Here is a 21,794-nt window from a genome sequence, read left to right on the forward strand (position 1 = left end):
TCCTAACGCATGCGCCGATTCTAAATCCGTCGTATATCCTTCAACGATTACATAGCGAAGGGGCCATCCAGAAAACCGTTCCAGGCGCTGGATTCTACATCGGCGCTGTTCGATGGTGTTGCCATTGATAGAATACTTCTGGTTGCAGTCGGATGGGTCCTTCCTGGCCTTGAATTTATACGTTACAGGTATTTTAAACCCGTATAATGACCAATACGTCTAAGACGACTGGATTTACTTTTCAGAAAGTTGCGAATTTATTTCCGTTTCAGCTTCCAGCCCATCCATTAATTTTTCTTCATCACAGCCACAAAACTGGCGCTTTTCCGCTTTGTAGTAAGCTGCCTCAGCAATCATTTGTGCCTTTTTACTGTCAGTAATAGTAGCATCATTGAGCTCGTTGTGGGCTGCTGTCGTTTTACTGATTTCGTTTTGTGTGGTTTTTTTAGATTTGTTTTTTGAGGCAGACATTTACGGTTCCTTTTGAATGTAGTCACTGTTTTATTCTGATCTGTGTGGTGATCGTACACCTATGCCCAGGACCTATGTCAACACAACGAACATCTACCTCTATGAGGAAAAAGTTAACCTGGTGACGACAATCCAGGGTTTTTGCTCTGAAGCTAAACCGATCCGTTGAGATCATTCGATAAGCGCTATCACTGCTCGCCGCGTAACCGTGCGCTACTTTCTGATTTTGCTTCCTGTTGCCAGTTATAGCAGGGAACTATTTGTTTCTCAAAATATGTTTCTCAATATAATCGTCGATGCAATGCATTGTTTTTTTGAGTGTCGCTTTTGTCGATGTTTGGTAAAGGATGTGAGTGGGGCTGCGCACCGCCAACTTTATTGACGCAAATCAAAAGAATGAGCCATAGATTACAGATCTGTAATGTTGGCGTAATTTGGGTGACAGCGAGGCTTATTTACAATGATGATTGACAGGAAAGGTGTCACTTGCCCCTTAGGCACTTGATTGAATCTGCCTTATCGCTTTAAACATCCAGGATTCAGGAGCAACTGACGAAGTCTGGCAATGTGTTTATGCGAGGTGCTTGACCTATGTGCGGGACATAGGTGTAGGGTGGAAGATCAGGCAGGCAACTGGGTTTCGAACCCGGGTTCTGCAAGGTACGACAACGCAGGCATCCACATGTGATCCAGGAGAAAGCCTATGAAAGTATTGGAACTGGCAAAACAACTGGGTGTGACGGCGGAAACCGTGCGGTTTTACACACGGATAGGTGTATTGAGGCCGACCAAGGATAGTGCTAATGGCTACAGGATATACAGTGATAAGGATCTGAGGCGGTTGCGGTTTGTACTGAACGCCAGGCAACTGGGTTTCTCCGTGGACGACATCAAGGAAATTCTCGCTCATGCGGACAGGCAAAGATCACCCTGTCCTACGGTGAGGCGGCTGATAGAAAGACGCCTCCATGAGACCGAGCAGCGATTTTCAGAGACGCAAAGGCTTCGAAACCGCATGCAGGAGGCTGTAACACAGTGGAGTAAGAAACCGGACAAAGCACCGACAGGCCATATGATCTGTCATTTGATCGAAGAGTTTGCCGAGGGGAATTGAGCATGGCAACACCGAAAACGGAAAAAGAAATGAACTCAAAGAATTGCTGCTGCGCAGACAAACCGGACAGCGCCGGCACTCAACCGAAACCACAGGCTAATCGGGATACTTCAAAACCTTCGCAAAGCGGCCAGAATGCGACAGCTCAGCTCATTGTACCCGGTATGGGCAGCAATCATTGCGCTGGCCTGGTCAACACCTCGATCGAACGATTACAGGGCGTTGCCACGATTCAAACGAATATCGCCAGCCACCAGGTTGATATTGTGTTTGATGTGAACAAGACGAATCTGGATGAGATTCGAATCGCGGTGGAAAGCGCGGGTTATGACGTTGCTGATGCGCAATTATCGCTCAATGGCGATGCACAAAAGGTGGCGATGACGGTGCCCGGGATGGGAAGCAACCACTGTGCCGGGTTGGTGCGCACATCCCTGGAACGGCTACAGGGAATTGTGGATATTCAAACCAACATCGCCAATCATCAAGTGACCGTGAGTTTTGATCCTGGACTGGTGGACCGACAGGCACTGAAAGCGACGGTGGAAAAGGCCGGCTATGATGTGGCCAGCATTGAAAGCGCCTCCAGCGACTCGCACCAGGCAGCGGAGGACGCAGAAGAGCAATACCTTGCGCAGGCGTGGCGCAACCTGTGGTTTGCCGCGATTCCAACAACGATCATCATGTTGCTGATGATACCGGAGATGTTCTGGCAACCTATACCCGGCTACCTGGCAATCGTAGCGCTGCTGGCATTCCCCGTGGTGTTTTTTAGAGGCGGGAAAGCCACTCACCGATCAGCCTGGCGCTCCCTCAAGAATCGAACTGCCAACATGGATGTGCTGATTTCACTAGGCAGCATGCCGCCCTATCTTATTGGCTTAATTGGCTTTTTCTATCCCATGACGTCGTTTATTGAAATGGCCTCGACCATCATGACGTTTCATATGCTGGGCCGCTACCTGGAAACGCGCGCAAAAGGCCGTGCATCGCAGGCAATCAAGCGACTTATCAATCTGGGTGCAAAAACAGCCATTATCATTCGAAACAACACTGAGCTGGAAGTGCCTGTTAAAGAATTGATCATCGGCGATGTAATGGTCGTCAAACCCGGAGGCAAAGTGCCGACCGATGGCGAAATCGTGGAAGGGAACAGCCATCTGGATGAGTCTATCGCTACCGGTGAATCAGTACCGGTAGAGAAGGGGCCGGGTGACCTGGTTCTGGGTGCCACCATCAACAAAGAAGGGCTGTTAAAGGTTAAGGCGACCAAGATTGGTGCGGATACCTTTTTATCCCAGGTTATCCGACTGGTTGAGCAGGCGCAGGGTTCCAAGGTGCCGATCCAGGAATTCGCTGACAGAGTCACTGCGAGCTTTGTTCCCGCGGTGATTGCAATCGCACTAATGAGCTTCGTGGCCTGGATAGTATTTGCCGATACGTTTCGTCCGATACTGGAATGGGGCGCCACGTTTCTCCCTTGGGTAGATCCGTCACTTAGTCCGATAATTGCCGCTACACTGGCGGCCGTTGCTGTGCTTGTTATCGCATGCCCCTGCGCCTTAGGCCTGGCCACCCCAACCGCCATCATGGTCGGATCCGGCATGGGGGCAGAAAAAGGGGTGTTAATTCGCTCAGGGGAAGCCATTCAAACTCTAAAGGACATAAAAGTCGTAGTACTGGATAAAACAGGCACCATTACTGCGGGTAAACCTTCGCTCACCGATGTGATACCCACATCAGCCTTTTCCAGTGAGGTATTGTTAGCTGCCACGGCAGCGGTCGAATCTGGTTCAGAGCACCCCTTGGCGCAAGCGATTGTGCAAGGCGCTAAAGAGCGTCAATTACACATTCCCCCTTTGGAGAATTTTCGGTCTATCACCGCGCGCGGTGTAGAAGGGGTCGTCAATGGTCAACTCGTCCACGTGGGCAGTCGCCGACTGCTGAGTGAGCAGGGTGTCGATCTGGGTGAACTGGATGAGACCTTAAGATCACTCGAAGTTCAGGGTAAAACCGCCATGCTCGTTGCTATCGATAAACAGGCAGCAGGTGTTGTCGCGGTGGCGGATACCATTAAAGAAGACTCCAAATCTGCTATTAAAGCCATGCATGAACTGAATATCCATGTGGTCATGGTGACTGGAGACAACGAACGAACCGCCAAGTATGTGGCGGATCAGGTGGGTATCGACCAAGTATTGGCCAATGTGTTGCCCGAAGGAAAGGTGGACTCGGTTAAACAATTACAAGCTAAATACGGTAACAGTGTGGCCATGGTGGGCGATGGCATTAACGATGCACCTGCGTTAAAGCAAGCCAATGTCGGGATTGCGATAGGTGCGGGTGCTGATGTGGCAATAGAAGCGGCCGATGTCACCCTGGTCAAAGGCGAATTAACCAAGCTGGTGGAAGCCATACTCTTGTCGCGGGCAACCTTCAGAAAAATCGTACAAAACCTGTTTTGGGCCTGGTTCTACAATCTTGCGGCAATCCCCGTCGCTGCGGTGGGGTTACTACACCCGATGATTGGTGTCATTGCAATGACGGTCAGTTCGCTCTCCGTTATCGGCAATTCTATTCTGTTGAAACGGGCGAAAATCAACGTTAATTAGTCGGAGGTCATCATGGCTCAGCAACCACAATCTTTTTGGTTTACGCCCAAAGGACTGGCGGCTTTGGGGCTTATCGGTGCCGTCAGCTATTTTCTGCTGATGGAGCACCGCGAGCATCTTTTTCAATTCTTACCCTTCCTGATTCTGTTGTTGTGTCCGTTAATGCATCTCTTTATGCACGGCGGACACGGGGGGCACGGAGATCATACTGATCATAGTGATGAATCCGAGAAAGATGCTTATCAACAGGGACTGGAAGACGGACGCAAGGAAAGCCAGCACCGCCATCATCATTAGAATAACGTTACCAAGGGAGAACATACATGCACGGTGATTCCGCTTACGGGCTCTGGACGTTAGTCGTTATCAATTCAGCCATTTTCATTTTCTTTGCGTTCAGCTTTACCAAGCCGCAAACAAAAACAGACTGGCGCAGCCTGGGTGCTTTTTCAGCCTTTGTCATTGCTTTGTTTACAGAAATGTATGGTTTTCCGTTAACTATCTATTTCTTGTCCGGCTGGCTCGCAGAAAAATACCCCAGTATTGACTTTTTATCCCATGAGAATGGCCACCTGTTACATACACTGATGGGGTTTGAAGGTGACCCGCATTTTGATCCACTGCATATCGCCAGCAATCTATTCATTGTGGTGGGTTTCTTTCTGCTGGCTTCCGCATGGAGTGTATTGCACAAAGCCCAGCAAACCCGGTCACTGGCGACAACCGGGTGGTATGCCCGGTGCCGGCATCCTCAGTACGTCGCGTTTATCCTGATTATGTTTGGCTTTTTATTGCAATGGCCCACCATTCCCACGGTGGTGATGTTCCCCATATTGGTGGTGGTGTATGTGCGCCTGGCAAAACGGGAGGAACGTATAGCTATAGAAGAGTTTGGCGATGAGTACCGCCGTTATATGGCGTCAACGCCCGCATGGATTCCAAAACTCAGCACCAGTGAAACAGCTTCAAGCGAGTAACAACAACTCTACAAAGCAAAGTAAACGAGACCAGCACCAAGAGGAAATTCCAATGAAAAAATTGATTCCAGCATTAGTCTTCGCAGCCGCAATTTCGTCACCTGCCTTTGCCGAGAAAGGGCACAATCATGACGATGGTAAAGAAGGTGCCATAGGCGGCATGATGATGGGTATGATGAGCCATGATCAAATGATGGCGATGCATAAACATATGCAGGAAATGCATGATCAAATGGCAAAAATCAAAAGCGAAACCGACCCGGATAAACGCCATAAGTTAATGCAAGAGCACATGGAGGCCATGCAAAAAGGCATGCAGATGATGAACCATGGCATGGGAAAAGGCATGAACATGGCCAAACACAAGAAAGAAGGTATGGCGGAAAAAATGGATGAAAAAACCATGATGAAGCGGATGAATATGATGGAGCAACGCATGAATATGATGCAAATGATGATGGGGCAGATGATGGATCACGAGTCCGAGAGCAGAAAAACACGGCGTCACCGTCATAAGAAATAGCGGGTTTAAATCCTCCGATTCATCGCAATAATGCACCCTACCAAGGAGATTGGATGAAAGATCAGGATCGTACCACACAATACGATGAGGGCAGTTTGACGCTGACCGGAACCGTGATGCTCGGCACCGGCGTTATGATCGGCGCCGGGATATTTGCCCTAACCGGGCAGATGGCCGAAATGACTGGCGCCCTGTTTCCGCTGGCATTTCTGGCTGCTGCCGTGATCGTTTCATTCAGTGCCTATTCCTATATCAAGATTTCCAATGCCTACCCCTCAGCCGGGGGCATCGGCATGTATCTCCACAAAGCCTATGGGGATCGGTTACCCACGGCCTTTAATGCCCTGTTAATGTATTTTTCGATGGTTATTGCGCAAAGTTTTCTGGCTCGTACCTTTGGCTCATATACCATGCAGTTGTTCGGCGGCGATGAGTCAGGCCGTATGGTGCCGATACTCGGCGTTGTATTAATTATCAGTGCTTTTATCGTGAACCTGCTTGGCAATCGGTTGATCCAGGGAGTTGCCGGGCTGATCGGCATCCTGAAAATTGGCGGTATTTTGATTTTTGGTGTTGTCGGTGTTTGGCTGGCGGATAGTCTGGCGGTTGATTTCAACCGTGTAGGGGAAACCGGTACGATGGCCAATTTCCTTGGCGCAACCGCCTTAGGGATTCTGGCTTTTAAAGGCTTTACGACTATAACTAATAGCGGTTCGGAAGTCATCGATCCTCATAAAAATGTTGGCCGCGCCATTATTATTTCCATCGCGGCCTGCGTGCTGATCTACACGCTGGTTGGTTTTGCGGTTGCCAGCAATCTTTCTCTGGCTGAAATCATCGAGACCCGCGACTACTCGCTGGCGGCTGCGGCCAGACCAGCGCTCGGTGAATACGGTGTATGGTTTACGGTTGCCATTGCCATCACGGCAACTGCCGGCGGTATCCTTGCCAGTATCTTTGCCGTTTCCCGTATGCTGGCGATGTTGACGGAAATGAAGCTGGTTCCTCATCGGCATTTTGGTATGCCGGGAAGCATCCAGAAACACACATTGGTATATACGGTTGTTTTAGGGCTGATCCTGACAGCGTTCTTTGATCTTTCTCGTATCGCCGCGCTGGGGATTATATTCTATCTGGTTATGGATTGTGCGATTCATTGGGGTGTCATTCGCTATCTGAAAGACGATATCAACGCTAAAGGCTGGATTCCGGTTGTGGCCATTGTATTGGATCTGTTGGCGTTGGTTGGGTTCTGCTGGGTGAAGTTAAACTCGGACCCGTTTGTTTTGGTAGTCGCATTAATCACGATGGTGCTGATTGCTCTGGGTGAGGTTTGGTTCTTGCGATCGGCTACACGAAAGCAGGAACAGCATGAGAGCCACTCCCATGAGCACCATCATTCGTAATGGGTTATACGGTTAGGGAGCATTAAATATGACCGGTAAAAAAGAACATCGTTTAGGGGTTTCTGAAGCAAACCTAGTGGTTCGTCATTTGAAGCTTGAACCGGCGGACGGCTCCCGCTTGCTCGATGCCATTGCTGAAATTGATGAACTTTACGGATTAGATGATATTTCCTTTGACGACAGGTCTCACGTACTCAACATCGCTTACGATGCATCGCGGCTTTGCCTTGATGGGGTTGAAGATGTCCTGAAAAAGCATGCGGTTGAAGTCAGCCATGACTGGTGGACGCGTTTTAAAACAGGCTACTACCGGTTTGTCGATGATAACGTAAAGGACAATGCGGGCCATGAACCCTGGAGTTGCCACCAGTCGCCACCGGGCAATAAACGCAAAAACTGATCATTTTTAAAGGGCAAAAATATGCAGATTGAAACTCTAAAAGATGTGCTCCACTGGACTCAGCAGTTTCATCACAATTTGAGTGAATGTTTATCTCATTGTGAAGACAAGAATGTAGATGAGAGAGCCAGGATAATGTTGGATTATCTGTCTGAGCACGAGAAAGTGCTAAGCGGTGTCGTGAGCGGCTTTGAGAAATCAGGAAACGAACATGCACTCAACACCTGGTGCTATGAATTTGTCAACCGGCACCCGATTACCCAACACGTACACTGCGACGCGCCGTTCGCCGAGTTGGATGCCACCCAAATCATGGAAGTGGTGTCAGACCAGCACCAACAGGTGATTGAGCTTTACCGGCATCTTGCTTCGCGGGCTGATATACCCGCAGCCAGAGAACTGCTGGAAACACTCCAGGCACTGGAAGAGCATGAAATGATGCGCATGACTCATGCGTCCAACCGGCTTGAAGATTACTGATCGGGCCCTTACACGTAACGCATCCGATGCTCAAGTTTGTTATAAAGCAACTACTACACGACAAAGCCAATACCTTTATTACCGTGTTGGCGCTGTCTGCTTCTATTGCAGTGATTGTGGTATTGCAAGGTTTCGAGCAGGGGCAATATGAACAGCTCAAGCTTGCCTCCATTAATCGTGGCTCAGACCTGATTGCCGTGCAGTCGAAAGTGAACAATTTCATGGCCACTCGCTCGGTGATTCCACAGTTGGCGCGGGAACAGATCGAAGCTGTTCCCGGCGTTAAGGCTGCGCACCCCTTAACCACGCTGCCGGTCATTTACCGGCATAAAAGCATGCAAACACCGATTTACCTTATTGTGTTTGATACCGCCGGTGGTCCATCGAATTTGCTGGCGGGCGAAGCAAAGAACCGAGGCCAAGGCATTGTTATCGATCGTTCTTTAGCCAAAAAGTACGACCTGAGCATCGGCGATGAATTCATTGTGGCGAATTTTGCGTTCAGCATATCTGGGATAACCAGTGAAGCAGCGTTCATGACACCCTTTGCGTTCATAAATTATGATGGATTGATCGATTTTTTTCTGGATTCTGATATTGCATCGGATTTGAGCACCTTTCCGCTGGTCAGTTTTTTATTGATCGAAACGGATCCCAAGGCACCATTGGAAAAAATACGGCAAACTATCGAGGGCGAGGTGACCTCGGTTGATCTGTTCACGCTTTCGGAAATGGCAAAAAATGACGTGAAGCTGGGCCAGGGATTTTATAAACCCATCCTAGGTTTGCTGGTGAGCGTGGGGTTCTTGCTGGGGTCTTTGTTGATTGGCCTGTTGATGTTTTCGGCCGCTCACCGGCAACAAAGGGATTTTGCAGTCATGTTGGCGTTAGGCTTCAAAGCCCATCATTTGTTTGGTTTCACTTTATGCCTATCCAGCGTATTGCTGTTGCTCTCGGCTGTACTTGGCTTGTTGCTTGCCGACTTTATCGGTCATTTAATTGAATCGGCGCGACCGGTTTATTATTTTGCTGTATTTCACCCTCAGGTACTTACTAAGGCAGGCATTATCGTTGGGCTCTTTGCCCTGCTGGGCGCCGTGGCCCCCTATGGGCTTATCCGCAAGTCTGACCCAATAACTGCGCTTCACAGGGCCTCCTGAAAGATGAAAATGATACTGCGATGGGGATACAAAACACTCACTATGCAAAAGGCCGCAACGCTGGCCAGCATGGTTGGTATTGCGTTTTCGTTTTTACTTGCTTTGTTCTTTGCCGCGGTATGGCAGGGTGAAACTCAGCAAATTGTCGCCTATCCCAATAAAATGAATCCCGATCTTTGGGTTATGCAGGACGGCGTATCCAACATGCACATGGCATCGTCCTTTGTTTGGGACTGGAAAGGGGAGGCGATCGCAAAGATGGCAGGTGTTGAGCAGGTGACGGGGTTTTTATATCTCAATACCGTGATACAGGTCCAGGATAACAAGCTGTTCGGTTTTGTGGTGGGGTTATCTGATGGAAAAGATCGCGCTGGGCCTTGGGCATTAAGTGATGGAAGGCACCTGGAAAACCCGGATGAGATTATCGTTCCTGATACTCTGAGTTCTGTCTTTGGTCTGGCGCAGGGCGATACGGTTCGGATAGTGGACAAGGGCTATCGGGTAGTGGGGTTTTCCAAGGGTACATATTCCTCAGCAAACCCGGTTTTCTTTGTGCTCAAGGATAGATTGCAAGCTTCTTTGTCATCCGATGGTACGCTTTCCTATTACCTGGTGGATACCGAGCCTGATGTCGATATAAAAGCGCTTCAGCAAAAGATCATGACTGAGATTGACAATATCAATGTGGTCACTCAAGCGGAATTCATTGCCAATGACTACGAAATGGCAACCCAGATGGGCGCCGAAACCATTCTGATCATGACGCTAATCTGTAGCACTCTGGCGGCGTTGATCATAGGATACGCCTGCTATTCCTTGGCGATTAAAAAGCGCAAGGAACTGGCCATTATCAAGGCTGTGGGCGCCAGGGATTACCAATTGGTTATAGTGGTTTTATTGCAGTCGATAGCCGTCACTTTACTGGCGTATCTGTTAGCTATTAATTTCCTGGTGCTGTTGAGTGTGGCGATGCCCTTGATAGCACCACAGATCACGGTGGCGCTAACGCCGTCGCTAATACTAAAACCAGTGCCATTGGCATTCGTAATCGCCGTTATCGGGTCAGTCTATCCGGCGATTAAGTTGATTAGCCTGGATCCGGCCCTGGCCTACAAAAATGGGTAATCGATGAGCATCATTTTAGAAACACGCAGTATTTCCAAATCTTTTGGGGTTGGAGCTGCTAAAGTTAGCGCCGTCGACCAAATTTCGCTCCAGATCAGAATGGGTGAAATATTACTTATTATGGGGCCGTCTGGCTCCGGCAAAACAACCTTTCTGTCAATGCTGGGGGGCCTGCTGAGTGCCGATGAAGGTGAAGTGCTCATTGATGGGGTGGATATCACGCAGTTGAAACCTTCGCAGTTACCGGATATCCGGGCCAAAACCATCGGCTTTATCTTTCAGTCCTTTAATTTGCTGGATGCTCTAACAGTCGAAGAGAATATTCTGTTTCCCGCGTCACTGCTTGATGAGAAAACGGACTCCGTAAGGCAACGTTGCGGCGAACTGATTAGAAAGTTAGGGCTACAGGATCGCCGAAAAGCGCTGCCCCAAACACTCTCAGGCGGGGAAAAACAACGTGTTGCCATAGCCCGTGCACTCATCAATCAACCGAAGGTGATTTTAGCTGATGAACCGACCGGGAACCTGGATTCCCAATCCGGCCAGGAAGTCATGATGCTGTTGCATGATGTCGCTCGGGATCAGGGTGTGGCGGTGCTGATTGTTACTCATGACCCAAGAGTAGAAGATATCGCAGATCGGATATTATGGCTTGAAGACGGTAAAATTATTGACCGCAAGGCCGAATCCCATCAATGGATAAAAGACCCGGTTTGCGGTATGCGGGTTGATGAATGGCGCGCCTTACATTTTGTGGATTATCAAAAGTCACGCTATGCGTTTTGCTCCCGCCGATGCCGTGAGCGATTTGTTGAAAATCCAGAAAAATACGTTGAGTAATGCCCGTAGTGAACTTAGTCCAGCAGCACTTCGGCCTGTTCTAAGGTGTTTTTGAGCTGGACGATGGTGTCGTCGACGCTTTCCATGTAGTCATATTTGTACTTGCTCATTTTTTCTTTGATGTGTGGGTAATCGCTAGCCATCAGGTTTCTCAGGACTAAGAGTTTGCGCTCTATTGTTTCCACTTGAAACTGTAAATTTTTTAATTGCTCTTCAGGGTTAGTCGCGGTTTGAAAATCGGACTGTCGCTGCCGCACATCACGATTATATTCCTGAATGTCTTTAATCGGGTCATGAGCCGAGTGTGAAGATGCTAATGTGGGAATGAATAGCATGCCCGCTAATGTAAACGCATGGAAAGACATAGACTTTTTCAACATAAACTCCTTTCAGTCTTTGAAATAGAAATGGGCGTCACAGGTTAATCATATGTATCAGGCATGGGTCGCCATTTAATATCAATGTTCCTCAGGCGCGCCTCGGGCAGTCAATATCTGGTATTGCGCCTCAGAGAGGGTCGGCAAACGTTGCAGGAAGGTCACCATATCCCAAATCCGCTCGTCACTGTGGGTCGGCCCCCAGGCCGGCATGCCCGATGCTTTGATGCCGTGCTTGATAATCCAGAACTGACGTTGTAACGCGGCTTCACTGGAGCCTGAATGGTTGCCATGGTCATGACCATGGGCATCTGCGGTTACCGTCAGGTTAGGCGGTGAGGGGTATAATCCGATTGAAAAATCGCTTTCGGTTTTGCCGGGCTTCAGGTGGCAGCCGGCGCACATGTCGTTATAATCAGCGCCACCGGCAAGCAAGCGTTCTGGCGAATCCAGGTTTGTCGGTATTTGAATATCACCGGTAGCACGGGCAACAGACCGCTCCCGCAGGGTTTCCAGTAGCCAGTAGGTTACTTTGAAATGGGGTACGTCTGCACCAATGGGATAAAGACCCGAATAAATAAACGCGCCCCCCGCAGCCAGTGCAAGTACACCGGCAATCATCAAGCTCTTGATAAAGTCAGCAAGCGTTGGCATGTGAATATCCTTGATTTATACGTTAGTGCCCGTGATCCAAATGCTGCTCTCCAGATGCCTTTTTGTGGCCCCGGTGATTCGCTTTGACATCGGTATCCTCTTGATGGTGCGTATCAGCCATGCATTTTTTCATCATGGCCTGCATAACGGGGTCATTGCGGTCCATTTTGCTGTGATCCATATTATTCATGGCAGCACAATCCGGTTTCTCCGCATCTTTCATGTGTTCTTTCGGGTCATGGGCTTGCGCCAGCAATGGCAAGCTCAATCCAGCAACCAATAGCATATATTTAACTTTCATGTTGTGTTCCTTTTAAGTTATTAGTGGTGACAAACCGATGCTTAGAACCAGAATTTCAACCCGGCAACAGCTTGAGTCGTTGAGCGATCTTCTCCTGCGGCACGTCGGTAATCGGCTGTATCGCCAAACGCGCCAGTCCATTCAACACCCACATAAGGCGCAAACTGGCGGCTAATTTCATAACGCAGGCGCAAGCCCAATGCGATGTCTGACAAGCCTGAGCCAATGCCATTTTCGGCATCATCCTTGCCATACAGACTCAGTTCGGCCCGAGGTTGCAACACCAACCGTTGTGTTAACGGCAGTTCGTACTCTGCTTCAGCAGCGAGTGCCGTTCGGCTGTTGTCGCCTATATAGGCAGTGATATCCAATTCAAACCAATAAGGTGCCAGCCCCTGAACGCCCAACGCCAGCCATTGACGGTTCTGGCCTTCGCTCGATTGATCGAGGCGAATACCAACTTGCGTATCGAAATAGCCATTCAGCGCACGGCCCCATAACAGATCAGTTGAGCTTTCCTCCAGGGTGTCGTCTGCGATATCGCCTTCTGCCTTGATCACCAGGCGATCATAGGTGGTGCCGTACCAGGCTTGCAGGTCATAGACGGTGGTTTCGCTGTCTTTCTGGTATTCAATTCGGTCACCCAACACGGCCCAGAACGCATGTTCATCAGCCAGTGTGAGCTGTCTCGGGCCGGGTAATGCGTAAGGGCCCTCGGTGAGGGTGTATCCTCCTGAGTAAGCATGGGGATCCCGGGCATCCGGCGGGGCGCTGCCACCTTGCATTTGCCCCATGTCATGCGTCTGAGCGCCATGATCCATTTCGGCCAATACGTAATTTGCTTGCAGATAACTAAAGGCGAGTGCAAGAGCTGGCAAGCATTTCATCGGTTTCAATCTCATGACACCACCACCTCGCGGAACATCCCCGCATCCATATGAAACAGAAGGTGGCAATGCCAGGCCCAACGCCCCAAATCGTGTGGCGTGGTTAAAAAGCTGATACGTTGCGCCGGTTGTACCGGAATGGTGTGGCGACGCACCCGCAGTTCACCCTGGTCGGTTTCAAGTTCACTCCACATGCCGTGCAGGTGCATGGGGTGGGTCATCATGGTGTCGTTCTGGAGGATGATCCTGACCCGCTCATTATGGCGCAGGGAAACTGGTGTGCTCTGTCCGAATTCAAGCCCGTCGAAAGACCAGCTATAGCGCTCCATATTACCAGTCAGATGCAATTCAAGCTCCTTCGCAGGGGGCCGACGATCAGCAAGGATACCGTCAATGGATTTGAGGTCCGCCAGTGTCAATACCCGGTGGCTTTTCGGACGCAACCCCTTTTGGCGTAGATCACGCAAGCCAATACCCGGATCATCCAGGTTGGTCCGGGGCATATCCACTCGCATATCCACGGACGGACCATACTCGGTGCGTGCATGACGAACAGTGGAAGACGGCTTTTTCAGCTGGTGTTTGCCCTGTGTCATATCATGCATATCAAGGTGCTGATGTTGGCCGTGATCCATCTGACTGTGGTCCATTCCACCATCGCTATTTCCGTGGTTCATTGCGCCCATCATATCCCTCATGGTCAACCATTCGACCGGATCCAGCTCGGGTACCGGTGCATCCAGCCCCGGCCGAGTGGCCAGCGTACCTCTGGCATAACCACTGCGATCGATACTTTGGGCGAAAATGGTATAGGCGTCTTCCCGCGGTTCGGCCACCACATCGTAAGTTTCGCCAGGGCCAAACCGGAATTCGTCCACCGTAACGGGTTCCACATCCTGACCGTCGGCCTGAATGACCGTTAGCTTTAAGCCGGGAATACGCACATCATAAAAACTGTTACTGGCTGCATTAATAAACCGCAGGCGTACCCGGTCACCTTTGTTAAACAGGCCGGTCCAGTTCCCGGCCGGTGCAGCTCCGTTCATCAGAAAGGTCATGGTAGCTGCAGACAGATCAGCAAGATCCGTGGGGTTCATCCGCATCTGGTTCCACATTCGGCGTTTTCCTAAAGCCGCCTGTAGCCCCATGCTGGCTACATCTTCGGAAAAATCGAAGAAGGTGGGCTGGCTGAAGTTATAGATATCACTTTGTACCTTTAATTTGCTGAAAACGTGCATCGGGTCTTCATCTGTCCAGTCTGAGAGCTGAATCACGTGATCCTGATCGGCAGGGTGCCGTTCACCTGTTCTGGGCTCTATGATCAGTGCTCCGTACATCCCTGTCATTTCCTGAAACCCGGAATGGCTGTGATACCAGTAGGTGCCACTCTGGCGGAGCTTAAAGCGGTAGGTAAAGGTTTCCCCCGGTGCAATACCCGGGAAACTGATGCCGGGCACCCCATCCATTTGATAGGGCAACAGAATGCCATGCCAGTGAATAGACGTCGGTACCGATAATCGATTGGTAACCCGAATAGTTACCTCATCACCTTCGCGTAACCGTAGGGTAGGGGCGGGGATTGATCCGTTAATGGTGGTTGCCATTCGGGTTACGCCGGTGAAATTGACCGGGTTTTCGGCAACGACCAGATTGATCTCGCGCCCGCTAAGGACTGGCGGGTTGTTGTGACCTCGTAGCGATGCTTTAATTTGGGCGCCGGCCTGCAACCAACCGGGCGTTAAACCCAGTACGCCGCCGATCGCTACCCCCTGCACGAAGCGGCGCCGCGTCAGGTGGTCAGGGATCCTGTTTAACGATTTGGTCATAGCGTGTCCTCTAAAGCCTCTATTCATAGTGTCACACTCGTAATGCGTACATTCTAGGGACTGAAAACTGTCAGCAGCATGACCCCAGCATGACAATGCGGTAATCCGGGTGGTCGCTACCCCAGCAAAGCCGGCTTAACGAGCATCCAGATCGCCATGCCCAGCATCATGAGATTTTCAGTAAGTGAGATAAAACCCAGCGGCACGTTGCTCTCGCCTCCCACGCAGGCACACTTCAGCTCTCTTTTGTCGATGTACACCGCCTTAAACACCGATACGGCACCGACAGCTCCGATGAACAGCGCGATCGGTATGGAAACGAAGGGCAGCACCCCGGCAATCATCAACAGCCCAGCCATACCTTCTCCATAGGGGTACACGTATCCGTAGGGCACCCATTTTTGCGCCAGGAGATCATAGTTGAGAAACATGGTGGAAAAGCCTTCCACATCGCGTATTTTCAGGTAGGCGAGACCACACATGGAAAACGCGATAAACCATTCAAAGGTGCGTAGAGATAACCATTGACCCTCGACCACCGAAGCAGCACCGGCTGCCATTAAAAAGGTCATTGAAAACAATGAGATAACTGGCCAGTAGGTGGTTTCATCCTCGCTCTTTGATGGTTTGCCAAAATAGGCTTGCAGCTCATCGAAACCGCCAATCCGATCGTCATTAATAAAGGTTTGGGGCGTGGTATCTACATTATGCTCGTTCTTGAACGCGTTGATCGCTTCACGGCTTTTCAGGTGATGATCATCAACCTCATACCCCTGACTCTCCAGCAGATGCTTGGATTTCAGTCCGTAAGGGCAGAGATGGTCGTCCATCACCATACGGTACAGTTGCGCGGTTTTAGGTGCTGACATCTTGTTTCCTCCTTAAATGGTCGCCCCCTCGCAATAGTTATTGCTAAGCCAGGAGTGTTTTCGGATAGACCGCTCATATTAACGGCAGGCAGCTTTCCCCGACATGACTCCAAGATTACAAACATGTAATCTTGGAGTCATGTTCCTGTTGGAATACAGCCGATAAGCTTAGAGCAATGTTAAAAAATGCTGGAATTTAAGGCGGTAAAGCAATGCGCTTGCTAGTGGTCGAAGACGAGGTCAAAACGGGCGATTATTTGCAGCAGGGCCTGAGAGAGGCAGGCTTTATGGTCACGTTAGCGCGTAATGGGCTGGACGGACACCATCTGGCGATGACTGAAACATTCGATCTACTGGTGTTGGATGTCATGCTGCCGGATGTTGATGGCTGGCGCATCGTCGAGTCGATCCGCGAGGCCGGGCGCCAGACGCCGGTGCTCTTCCTGACTGCTCGCGACAGTGTGGAAGACCGGGTGAAAGGTCTTGAAATGGGTGCTGATGACTATCTGGTGAAACCGTTTGCCTTCGCCGAGCTGCTGGCCCGGGTTCGCACCCTGTTACGTAGACGCACAGCGCCGGTGTTAACAGATCAGATCCAGGTGGCGGATTTAACCCTTGATCTGCCGCGCCATCGAGCAACTCGCGCCGGACGTAAAATCAATCTGAGCCACAAGGAGTTTTGCCTGCTGGAGCTGCTGGCCCGCCGCCAGGGCGAGGTATTGCCCCGGTCCCTGATAGCATCGCAGGTGTGGGATATGAACTTTGATTCCGACACCAATGTCATCGATGTGGCAATCCGCCGTCTGCGAGCCAAGATCGATGACGACTTTGAGCCAAAGCTTATTCATACGGTGAGAGGCATGGGGTACAAACTGGATGTCGAGGACGATTATGGCGAACGTTAGCCTGGCAAATCGTCGTCCGCTATCACTCAACAATCGTGTGATGCTATTCGTTGCCATTGCCATTACCCTAAGTTTGCTGTTGATTGGTTACCTGGTGCAAAAAACGGTAGAACGTCACTTTGAGGAACAGGATGCTGATGAATTGGTGGTAATTACCCATGCGGTGGAAGAGGCGCTTGAAAAAGCCAGTAAAGAGCGAGTTACACCGGAAAGTATTCTCGATAAGGCTGTCTCAGGTCATCATGGTGTGTATTTTCAGGTTTGGGATGCAAACTATCAGTTAATTTTTGGCTCAGCCGATTTCCAGCCACCAGCACATTTACCGACGCTCGCACCGTTAAGTCGCATTCATGCTGACAACTTATACCAATGGGAAATAGAGGATAAAGTGTACCGTGGTGCAATATCACTCCTGCATATTGGTGATGCTCGTTATCGGGTTGTCGCTGCTATCGACATGGGCTTCCATATTCATTTTCTGGAGAGCTTTAGCCACACGCTCTGGCTCATTATGATCCTGGCAGGAGTCGTGACTTTACTGGCTGCCTGGTTCGGAGTCCATCAAGGCCATGCCCCACTACGCGCTTTAAGTGAGGCCATGCGGGATATTCAAGCTGATCGTTTAGATGTGCGACTGGATACGGACACGGTACCGGCGGAATTGATCACGTTGGTCGATTCCTTTAACCGCATGATCAGCCGGCTTGAGGAAAGCTTTGAAAAATTGTCTTACTTTTCGGCGGATATTGCCCACGAATTACGCACACCCCTTACCAACTTGATAACCCAAACCCAGGTGGGGCTTGGCAAGTCAAGAAGCCTTGAGGAATACAGGGAGTTACTGTATTCCAATCTGGAAGAGCAGGAACGCTTGACAAAGATGGTCAACGATATGCTATGGCTTGCCCAGAACGACAATGGTTTACTCGATCCCGATTGGGAATCGTTAGATTTGGTGCAGGAAGTCAGAGCCACCTTTGAATTCTTTGAAGCGCTGGCAGATGAGAAAGGTGTTCGCTTACAAGTCGAGGGTAAGGCCAGCTCAATGACCGGAGATCGAGCGATGTTGCGACGGGTATTATCGAATCTGCTTTCCAATGCTATTCGGTTTACACCCCGTGGCAAAGACGTGAGTGTAAGAGTATCGGATAGCACTGCATCAACGAACTTGGTTGTTGAAAACCCTGGTGCCGAAATTCCAGGTGAACACCTGCCACGGTTGTTTGATCGGTTTTACCGGGTTGATCCGTCACGAAAGCGGGAAAGCGAAGGCGCAGGACTTGGCCTAGCGATTGTCCGTTCCATTGTGGAAGCGCATGGTGGCACCGTTGATGCAAATTCCCAACGAGGACGAACCTCATTCAGCATTAGCTTCCCCCGTAAAACATCTAATTGATCAGCAAGTTCTTGCTTTATCAACGCATGGCACTTAAGCAAAAGGGGCTTTGTACGTTGGGTATTACTGGATAAAGCATGTGTTAAAGTGGTCATTCGTGCCGAGTTTTTCGCAACGGTTCAAGGAGTTGTGGCATATAGCCGACAGGATAATCTGGCTCAGATGCAATACCCAGATCGTCGCTGCCTATCACGCGGTCACCATCATAGTACCACGTTCCTAACAGGTGGTCGGTAAAGGTTGTGAAAAGACCGAAGTTTACATCGCCTTCTTCTGCAGTGTTCAAATGGTGGAAGCGATGCACTGCGTTGATTGCCAACACAAACTTTAAAGGACCCGCATAGTAAGCAACGTTGGAGTGTTGCAACAGGAGCTGTAGGGTGACCGCCGTTGCGAGCAATACCATTATCTCCGTTGGTGCCCCCATTAACAGCAAAGTAGCTACTCCGGCGGTTGTTTCAATTAGCTGATGTAGTGGGTGCTTCATCAGCCCATTAAATCCGTACATTCGCTTAACGCTGTGGTGAATCGCGTGTAGCCGCCACAGTACGCGAAGTCGATGACTGGCATAGTGCGCCAGCGTAATCCCGACATCTGCGATCAAAATAGCTAGGATAAACTCCAATGCCAGGGGCCAGTCATTCGGCCAGATGGCCCCCAGAGTTAATGAGTCACCGACCAAAGGCAGGCTAAAAAGGCCTGCTATAGTTAACGACTCATTAATAGTGGCATGCAGGGTGTCGCGCTTCTGATCCCCTGCGGGTGTATTGAACGCAATGTCATAGGCTGCCAGTTGTTCAGCCAGAAAGGAAAAACCGATAAAGATTAAAACCCAGGCTACCAGCCAGGGTTTCGAATAACCCTCAGATATCCAGTAGACGGCGACGCCGTTGCCTATCAAAAGGAAAAACGGCAGGTACAGAGTGCGTACCAATAATTCAATGGTTTGGCGCATCGTTCAAAGTTCTCTTGGTTCACATTGACTGATTTAGTGTGTCAGAACGATGGGCAGAAACATTGAACGAAACTGCTAATCTCAAGTAAGAAGCCGCATTATAGTGCGTGAACTGACACCAAAGGCTTGCGTGACGGTACGACAAAAATGGGCCTGATCAGAAAACCCTGCGGAGACTGCGGCAACCGCCAACGGCATTTGACGCGAAAGTTCGAAGCAGACGATTAACTTTAGCCATTTTTTGTAGCTTCGCAGAGGCAGGCCCGTTTGTTCCTTAAACCAATGAGAAAACCGGCTAGGGGACAGGCACACTAGCCCTGCTAAATCGTTTAGGGGGCTGTTCGAGCCGTCAATAACATCCTGTTTCAACCGAGATAAAACTCGAAGCAACCGATCATTGATTTCTATCTTTTCACTCTGCTGATAGTGGGCCTGAAAGGCGTCCAATGCCGATTGAAGATTGTCTGCCTGATAAACACATGACGTGAGCCGGGCGGCTATTGATGGGTGTACCAGGATAACGGATTTGTCGCTCGCTAGAGAGGAAGAAGCACGTAGCGTAGGGCAGAGAAGGTGGGTAGGATCGATATACAGACTCACCACTTTACCATGCCCAAGCTGATGAGATAACCCCGCTGGAATCCAGAGCCCATCGCCCTTATGCCGGATGCCATCAACAATGATGTCGAGATTAGCGTCGAGACCAACAACCAGCTGGTGCGCCCAGTGCTTGTGCGGTTTATTGTCCCCGGACGTGCCATAGAACAGGCCAATTCCTGCCGACAATGACACGCCACCAGCCCATGACTGCTGAGTTATCAAGGTTTCCATAGCCCCAAGTTCCTATTATTCATCACCAGTAACGTTTTCGTAAGGGTCGAGGGTTGATACGACCAGCAGAGTCAGCTATTGCTCCACAGAGCAAGCGTTATGCGTCAGACTGTAAATCAAGTAACTAAAAGTATCTGGATTAATCCATACTGGCAAATTTCAAATAACCTTAAATGGACCAGCGGGGGCATTTGAACGAAAACCTACGGTTTTGAATCCTGTGGCACCCTCGTAACCGTAGGTTTTCGTTTGATAGCCGTTAATCCCTGTATTTGAGGTTCGGCTGCATTCGGCCGGTAAAAGCGTTGAAATTAGCCACAAAACCTATAACACATTGATAATATGTAGGAATATCAATATTCTTTTTCCACCTGACGTTTGTCGAATCGATGCTTCTCCTTGGCCTGCAGGGTCTTGTGGAAGAACCGACAAATTTGCCAAGTTTGCTCGTTTAGGGGCTGGCAACGATTTCTGCATTTGCAGCCAGACGATCAAAACACATCCATTAAATCGTTATAGCGAACTTTGAAGCTGTTTAAACTGCCCTTGGATCACTGCTTTTTCCTGAAGAATCACCTTATTCTCATCGGTCAGAAATGCCACTTTATCCTGGGCGGTTTTCAGTTCGGCTTTGGTGGTCTCCAGTGCGTGGGATAACACGGCCACTTGCTTATCGACATCTGCTTTCTGAGTGGTGAGCGCGGCCATGTTTTCCGACAATTGCTCATTTTTATGCTGGTATTCCCGGCACCTTGTCACGGCTTCTTCATACTCGTGTTCCAGGTTCTGGATATCTTCCATCTTTGCGTTCAAGTCGCTATTTAGCGCCGCATTGGCCCGTTTTAATTCATCGGCATTTCGTTGTAACTGCGCGTTGATGTCGAATAGCTCGGACGCTCTCGACTCAGTCTGTGCGAGCCGGTGTTGCAGATCCTGAATCTGATCATTTAACCCCTGGTTAACTATACGGAACTGTTCGCGCTCCTGCTGGCGGTCTTCGGCAGTGCGCTGCTGGTAATGTTCGAAATGATCGCGGATATCCCGGTTTTCCTGCTTGAGTTCGGCAACGCTTTCTTTCAATTCAGTGGTTCGTGCAAGAGCTTCATCCCGCTGGGACTCGGCTTTGGCCAGGCCGACACGGGCGTCTTCCAGGGACTTGTCTTGCTGGCTTTTTTTCTCAATAACACGTGATAGTTGGTTGTTCAGATCCTGTTGGCGAGCGGTAAGCTGCGCGATAGTGTTGTGGGCCTCGGTCAGTTCTTTTCGGAGTTCATCATTCGAAACCTTGAATTCGTCGCGAGCCTGTTCGATCCGATGGTCGCCCATCTGCTGCACCCGCTCATACAGGGACTTTACCACTTCGACGAGGTCGTTCGGTAGTCCACTGACATCGGCCGCCGCCCCATTGTCTAACCGCCAGCGTTTGAGCAACGGCGCGATGGTGCTTTTGCTGCCGGTGCCCAGGTGCTCGCGCACCCGGTCCACCGTGGGTTCCTGGCCGTGCGTGCTAATGGCTTCGGCGGCTTTGACAATATCGTGATAAGTGACTCCGGCACGGGCCATGGCAGGTTCCTCTCAAATTATTTGGTAATGTATTACGTAACACGTAATATAACATTATCTTTACTGTTTTCTAGGCTGCTTGAATATCAATTATTAACCAACGATAATCTAACTTATCGTAG

General features: G+C 50.0%; 23 protein-coding genes. 13 read left to right on the forward strand and 10 right to left on the reverse strand.

The window, feature by feature from the left end; all coding sequences use genetic code 11:
* Window positions 1-234: 234 nt before the first annotated feature.
* Window positions 235-471, reverse strand: a complete 237-nt coding sequence (locus Kalk_RS00980) for a DUF2934 domain-containing protein (RefSeq protein ID WP_101892432.1) — start codon at window positions 469-471, stop codon at window positions 235-237.
* 703 nt (window positions 472-1,174) lie between these two features.
* Here Kalk_RS00980 and Kalk_RS00985 point away from each other — a divergent pair.
* From Kalk_RS00985 to Kalk_RS01035, 11 genes are read left to right on the forward strand one after another with little or no spacing between them, the layout of a single operon-like run.
* Window positions 1,175-1,585, forward strand: a complete 411-nt coding sequence (locus Kalk_RS00985; RefSeq protein ID WP_101892433.1) for a MerR family transcriptional regulator — start codon at window positions 1,175-1,177, stop codon at window positions 1,583-1,585.
* Window positions 1,586-1,587: 2 nt separating this feature from the next.
* The gene (locus Kalk_RS00990) at window positions 1,588-4,197 is read left to right on the forward strand and encodes a heavy metal translocating P-type ATPase (protein ID WP_233716774.1); all 2,610 of its coding nucleotides are present in this window, start codon (window positions 1,588-1,590) and stop codon (window positions 4,195-4,197) included.
* Between the two features lie 12 nt (window positions 4,198-4,209).
* Complete coding sequence (locus Kalk_RS00995) at window positions 4,210-4,494, forward strand: DUF2933 domain-containing protein (protein WP_101892434.1); 285 nt, start codon at window positions 4,210-4,212, stop codon at window positions 4,492-4,494.
* A 26-nt stretch (window positions 4,495-4,520) separates the two neighbouring features.
* Window positions 4,521-5,174 carry a methyltransferase family protein gene (locus Kalk_RS01000; RefSeq protein ID WP_101892435.1) on the forward strand — a complete coding sequence of 218 codons (654 nt, stop codon included), beginning with the start codon at window positions 4,521-4,523 and terminating at the stop codon, window positions 5,172-5,174.
* A gap of 52 nt (window positions 5,175-5,226) precedes the next feature.
* Entirely contained in the window at window positions 5,227-5,697 is a 471-nt protein-coding gene (locus Kalk_RS01005; protein ID WP_101892436.1) for a hypothetical protein, read from the forward strand.
* Between the two features lie 53 nt (window positions 5,698-5,750).
* Window positions 5,751-7,103: an APC family permease gene (locus tag Kalk_RS01010; protein WP_101892437.1), complete on the forward strand. Its 1,353-nt coding sequence runs from the start codon at window positions 5,751-5,753 to the stop codon at window positions 7,101-7,103.
* Between the two features lie 28 nt (window positions 7,104-7,131).
* On the forward strand, window positions 7,132-7,503 hold the full coding sequence (locus tag Kalk_RS01015; RefSeq protein ID WP_101892438.1) for a hypothetical protein: 372 nt from the start codon (window positions 7,132-7,134) through the stop codon (window positions 7,501-7,503).
* Between the two features lie 21 nt (window positions 7,504-7,524).
* Window positions 7,525-7,983, forward strand: coding sequence for an ATPase (locus Kalk_RS01020; RefSeq protein ID WP_101892439.1), 459 nt, complete (start codon window positions 7,525-7,527; stop codon window positions 7,981-7,983).
* 26 nt (window positions 7,984-8,009) lie between these two features.
* Entirely contained in the window at window positions 8,010-9,143 is a 1,134-nt protein-coding gene (locus tag Kalk_RS01025; protein WP_101892440.1) for an ABC transporter permease, read from the forward strand.
* 3 nt (window positions 9,144-9,146) lie between these two features.
* Window positions 9,147-10,268: an ABC transporter permease gene (locus Kalk_RS01030; RefSeq protein ID WP_101892441.1), complete on the forward strand. Its 1,122-nt coding sequence runs from the start codon at window positions 9,147-9,149 to the stop codon at window positions 10,266-10,268.
* A gap of 3 nt (window positions 10,269-10,271) precedes the next feature.
* Complete coding sequence (locus Kalk_RS01035; protein ID WP_101892442.1) at window positions 10,272-11,108, forward strand: ATP-binding cassette domain-containing protein; 837 nt, start codon at window positions 10,272-10,274, stop codon at window positions 11,106-11,108.
* A gap of 14 nt (window positions 11,109-11,122) precedes the next feature.
* Here Kalk_RS01035 and Kalk_RS01040 read toward each other — a convergent pair whose 3' ends face one another.
* The 6 genes from Kalk_RS01040 to Kalk_RS01065 all read right to left on the reverse strand — a co-directional run bounded on the left by Kalk_RS01040 (window position 11,123) and on the right by Kalk_RS01065 (window position 16,022).
* A complete protein-coding gene (locus Kalk_RS01040) occupies window positions 11,123-11,485 on the reverse strand; it encodes a hypothetical protein (protein WP_158643251.1) in 363 nt (120 codons plus the stop codon).
* Between the two features lie 81 nt (window positions 11,486-11,566).
* On the reverse strand, window positions 11,567-12,139 hold the full coding sequence (locus Kalk_RS01045; RefSeq protein ID WP_101892444.1) for a c-type cytochrome: 573 nt from the start codon (window positions 12,137-12,139) through the stop codon (window positions 11,567-11,569).
* A 22-nt stretch (window positions 12,140-12,161) separates the two neighbouring features.
* Entirely contained in the window at window positions 12,162-12,440 is a 279-nt protein-coding gene (locus Kalk_RS01050) for a hypothetical protein (protein WP_101892445.1), read from the reverse strand.
* Between the two features lie 41 nt (window positions 12,441-12,481).
* A complete protein-coding gene (locus Kalk_RS01055; protein WP_101892446.1) occupies window positions 12,482-13,342 on the reverse strand; it encodes a copper resistance protein B in 861 nt (286 codons plus the stop codon).
* Window positions 13,339-15,153 (reverse strand): copper resistance system multicopper oxidase, encoded by a 1,815-nt coding sequence (locus Kalk_RS01060; RefSeq protein WP_101892447.1) that lies wholly within the window; start codon window positions 15,151-15,153, stop codon window positions 13,339-13,341. The genes Kalk_RS01055 and Kalk_RS01060 overlap by 4 nt, the downstream gene beginning before the upstream one ends.
* A 116-nt stretch (window positions 15,154-15,269) precedes the next feature.
* Complete coding sequence (locus Kalk_RS01065; protein ID WP_101892448.1) at window positions 15,270-16,022, reverse strand: MauE/DoxX family redox-associated membrane protein; 753 nt, start codon at window positions 16,020-16,022, stop codon at window positions 15,270-15,272.
* A gap of 212 nt (window positions 16,023-16,234) precedes the next feature.
* Between Kalk_RS01065 and Kalk_RS01070 the strand changes: the two genes are divergently transcribed.
* Complete coding sequence (locus Kalk_RS01070) at window positions 16,235-16,927, forward strand: heavy metal response regulator transcription factor (protein WP_101892449.1); 693 nt, start codon at window positions 16,235-16,237, stop codon at window positions 16,925-16,927.
* Window positions 16,914-18,323 carry a heavy metal sensor histidine kinase gene (locus tag Kalk_RS01075; RefSeq protein ID WP_101892450.1) on the forward strand — a complete coding sequence of 470 codons (1,410 nt, stop codon included), beginning with the start codon at window positions 16,914-16,916 and terminating at the stop codon, window positions 18,321-18,323. The genes Kalk_RS01070 and Kalk_RS01075 overlap by 14 nt, the downstream gene beginning before the upstream one ends.
* A gap of 91 nt (window positions 18,324-18,414) precedes the next feature.
* On the opposite strand, the gene Kalk_RS01080 is transcribed toward Kalk_RS01075, so the two are convergent.
* The 3 genes from Kalk_RS01080 to Kalk_RS01090 all read right to left on the reverse strand — a co-directional run bounded on the left by Kalk_RS01080 (window position 18,415) and on the right by Kalk_RS01090 (window position 21,672).
* The gene (locus tag Kalk_RS01080) at window positions 18,415-19,278 is read right to left on the reverse strand and encodes a sterol desaturase family protein (RefSeq protein ID WP_101892451.1); all 864 of its coding nucleotides are present in this window, start codon (window positions 19,276-19,278) and stop codon (window positions 18,415-18,417) included.
* A gap of 81 nt (window positions 19,279-19,359) precedes the next feature.
* Window positions 19,360-20,109 carry a helix-turn-helix domain-containing protein gene (locus Kalk_RS01085; RefSeq protein ID WP_101892452.1) on the reverse strand — a complete coding sequence of 250 codons (750 nt, stop codon included), beginning with the start codon at window positions 20,107-20,109 and terminating at the stop codon, window positions 19,360-19,362.
* Window positions 20,110-20,622: 513 nt separating this feature from the next.
* Window positions 20,623-21,672 (reverse strand): DNA-binding protein, encoded by a 1,050-nt coding sequence (locus Kalk_RS01090; protein WP_101892453.1) that lies wholly within the window; start codon window positions 21,670-21,672, stop codon window positions 20,623-20,625.
* Window positions 21,673-21,794 lie beyond the last annotated feature (122 nt).

This window comes from Ketobacter alkanivorans (genome assembly GCF_002863865.1).
Lineage (GTDB): Bacteria > Pseudomonadota > Gammaproteobacteria > Pseudomonadales > Ketobacteraceae > Ketobacter > Ketobacter alkanivorans.

Bases quoted from the DNA above. Each gene is read 5' to 3' on its own strand.
- Kalk_RS00980 (WP_101892432.1), bottom strand. From the start codon at position 471: ATGTCTGCCTCAAAAAACAAATCTAAAAAAACCACACAAAACGAAATC.
- Kalk_RS00985 (WP_101892433.1), top strand. From the start codon at position 1,175: ATGAAAGTATTGGAACTGGCAAAACAACTGGGTGTGACGGCGGAAACC.
- Kalk_RS00990 (WP_233716774.1), top strand. From the start codon at position 1,588: ATGGCAACACCGAAAACGGAAAAAGAAATGAACTCAAAGAATTGCTGC.
- Kalk_RS00995 (WP_101892434.1), top strand. From the start codon at position 4,210: ATGGCTCAGCAACCACAATCTTTTTGGTTTACGCCCAAAGGACTGGCG.
- Kalk_RS01000 (WP_101892435.1), top strand. From the start codon at position 4,521: ATGCACGGTGATTCCGCTTACGGGCTCTGGACGTTAGTCGTTATCAAT.
- Kalk_RS01005 (WP_101892436.1), top strand. From the start codon at position 5,227: ATGAAAAAATTGATTCCAGCATTAGTCTTCGCAGCCGCAATTTCGTCA.
- Kalk_RS01010 (WP_101892437.1), top strand. From the start codon at position 5,751: ATGAAAGATCAGGATCGTACCACACAATACGATGAGGGCAGTTTGACG.
- Kalk_RS01015 (WP_101892438.1), top strand. From the start codon at position 7,132: ATGACCGGTAAAAAAGAACATCGTTTAGGGGTTTCTGAAGCAAACCTA.
- Kalk_RS01020 (WP_101892439.1), top strand. From the start codon at position 7,525: ATGCAGATTGAAACTCTAAAAGATGTGCTCCACTGGACTCAGCAGTTT.
- Kalk_RS01025 (WP_101892440.1), top strand. From the start codon at position 8,010: ATGCTCAAGTTTGTTATAAAGCAACTACTACACGACAAAGCCAATACC.
- Kalk_RS01030 (WP_101892441.1), top strand. From the start codon at position 9,147: ATGAAAATGATACTGCGATGGGGATACAAAACACTCACTATGCAAAAG.
- Kalk_RS01035 (WP_101892442.1), top strand. From the start codon at position 10,272: ATGAGCATCATTTTAGAAACACGCAGTATTTCCAAATCTTTTGGGGTT.
- Kalk_RS01045 (WP_101892444.1), bottom strand. From the start codon at position 12,139: ATGCCAACGCTTGCTGACTTTATCAAGAGCTTGATGATTGCCGGTGTA.
- Kalk_RS01050 (WP_101892445.1), bottom strand. From the start codon at position 12,440: ATGAAAGTTAAATATATGCTATTGGTTGCTGGATTGAGCTTGCCATTG.
- Kalk_RS01055 (WP_101892446.1), bottom strand. From the start codon at position 13,342: ATGAGATTGAAACCGATGAAATGCTTGCCAGCTCTTGCACTCGCCTTT.
- Kalk_RS01060 (WP_101892447.1), bottom strand. From the start codon at position 15,153: ATGACCAAATCGTTAAACAGGATCCCTGACCACCTGACGCGGCGCCGC.
- Kalk_RS01065 (WP_101892448.1), bottom strand. From the start codon at position 16,022: ATGTCAGCACCTAAAACCGCGCAACTGTACCGTATGGTGATGGACGAC.
- Kalk_RS01070 (WP_101892449.1), top strand. From the start codon at position 16,235: ATGCGCTTGCTAGTGGTCGAAGACGAGGTCAAAACGGGCGATTATTTG.
- Kalk_RS01075 (WP_101892450.1), top strand. From the start codon at position 16,914: ATGGCGAACGTTAGCCTGGCAAATCGTCGTCCGCTATCACTCAACAAT.
- Kalk_RS01080 (WP_101892451.1), bottom strand. From the start codon at position 19,278: ATGCGCCAAACCATTGAATTATTGGTACGCACTCTGTACCTGCCGTTT.
- Kalk_RS01085 (WP_101892452.1), bottom strand. From the start codon at position 20,109: ATGGAAACCTTGATAACTCAGCAGTCATGGGCTGGTGGCGTGTCATTG.
- Kalk_RS01090 (WP_101892453.1), bottom strand. From the start codon at position 21,672: ATGGCCCGTGCCGGAGTCACTTATCACGATATTGTCAAAGCCGCCGAA.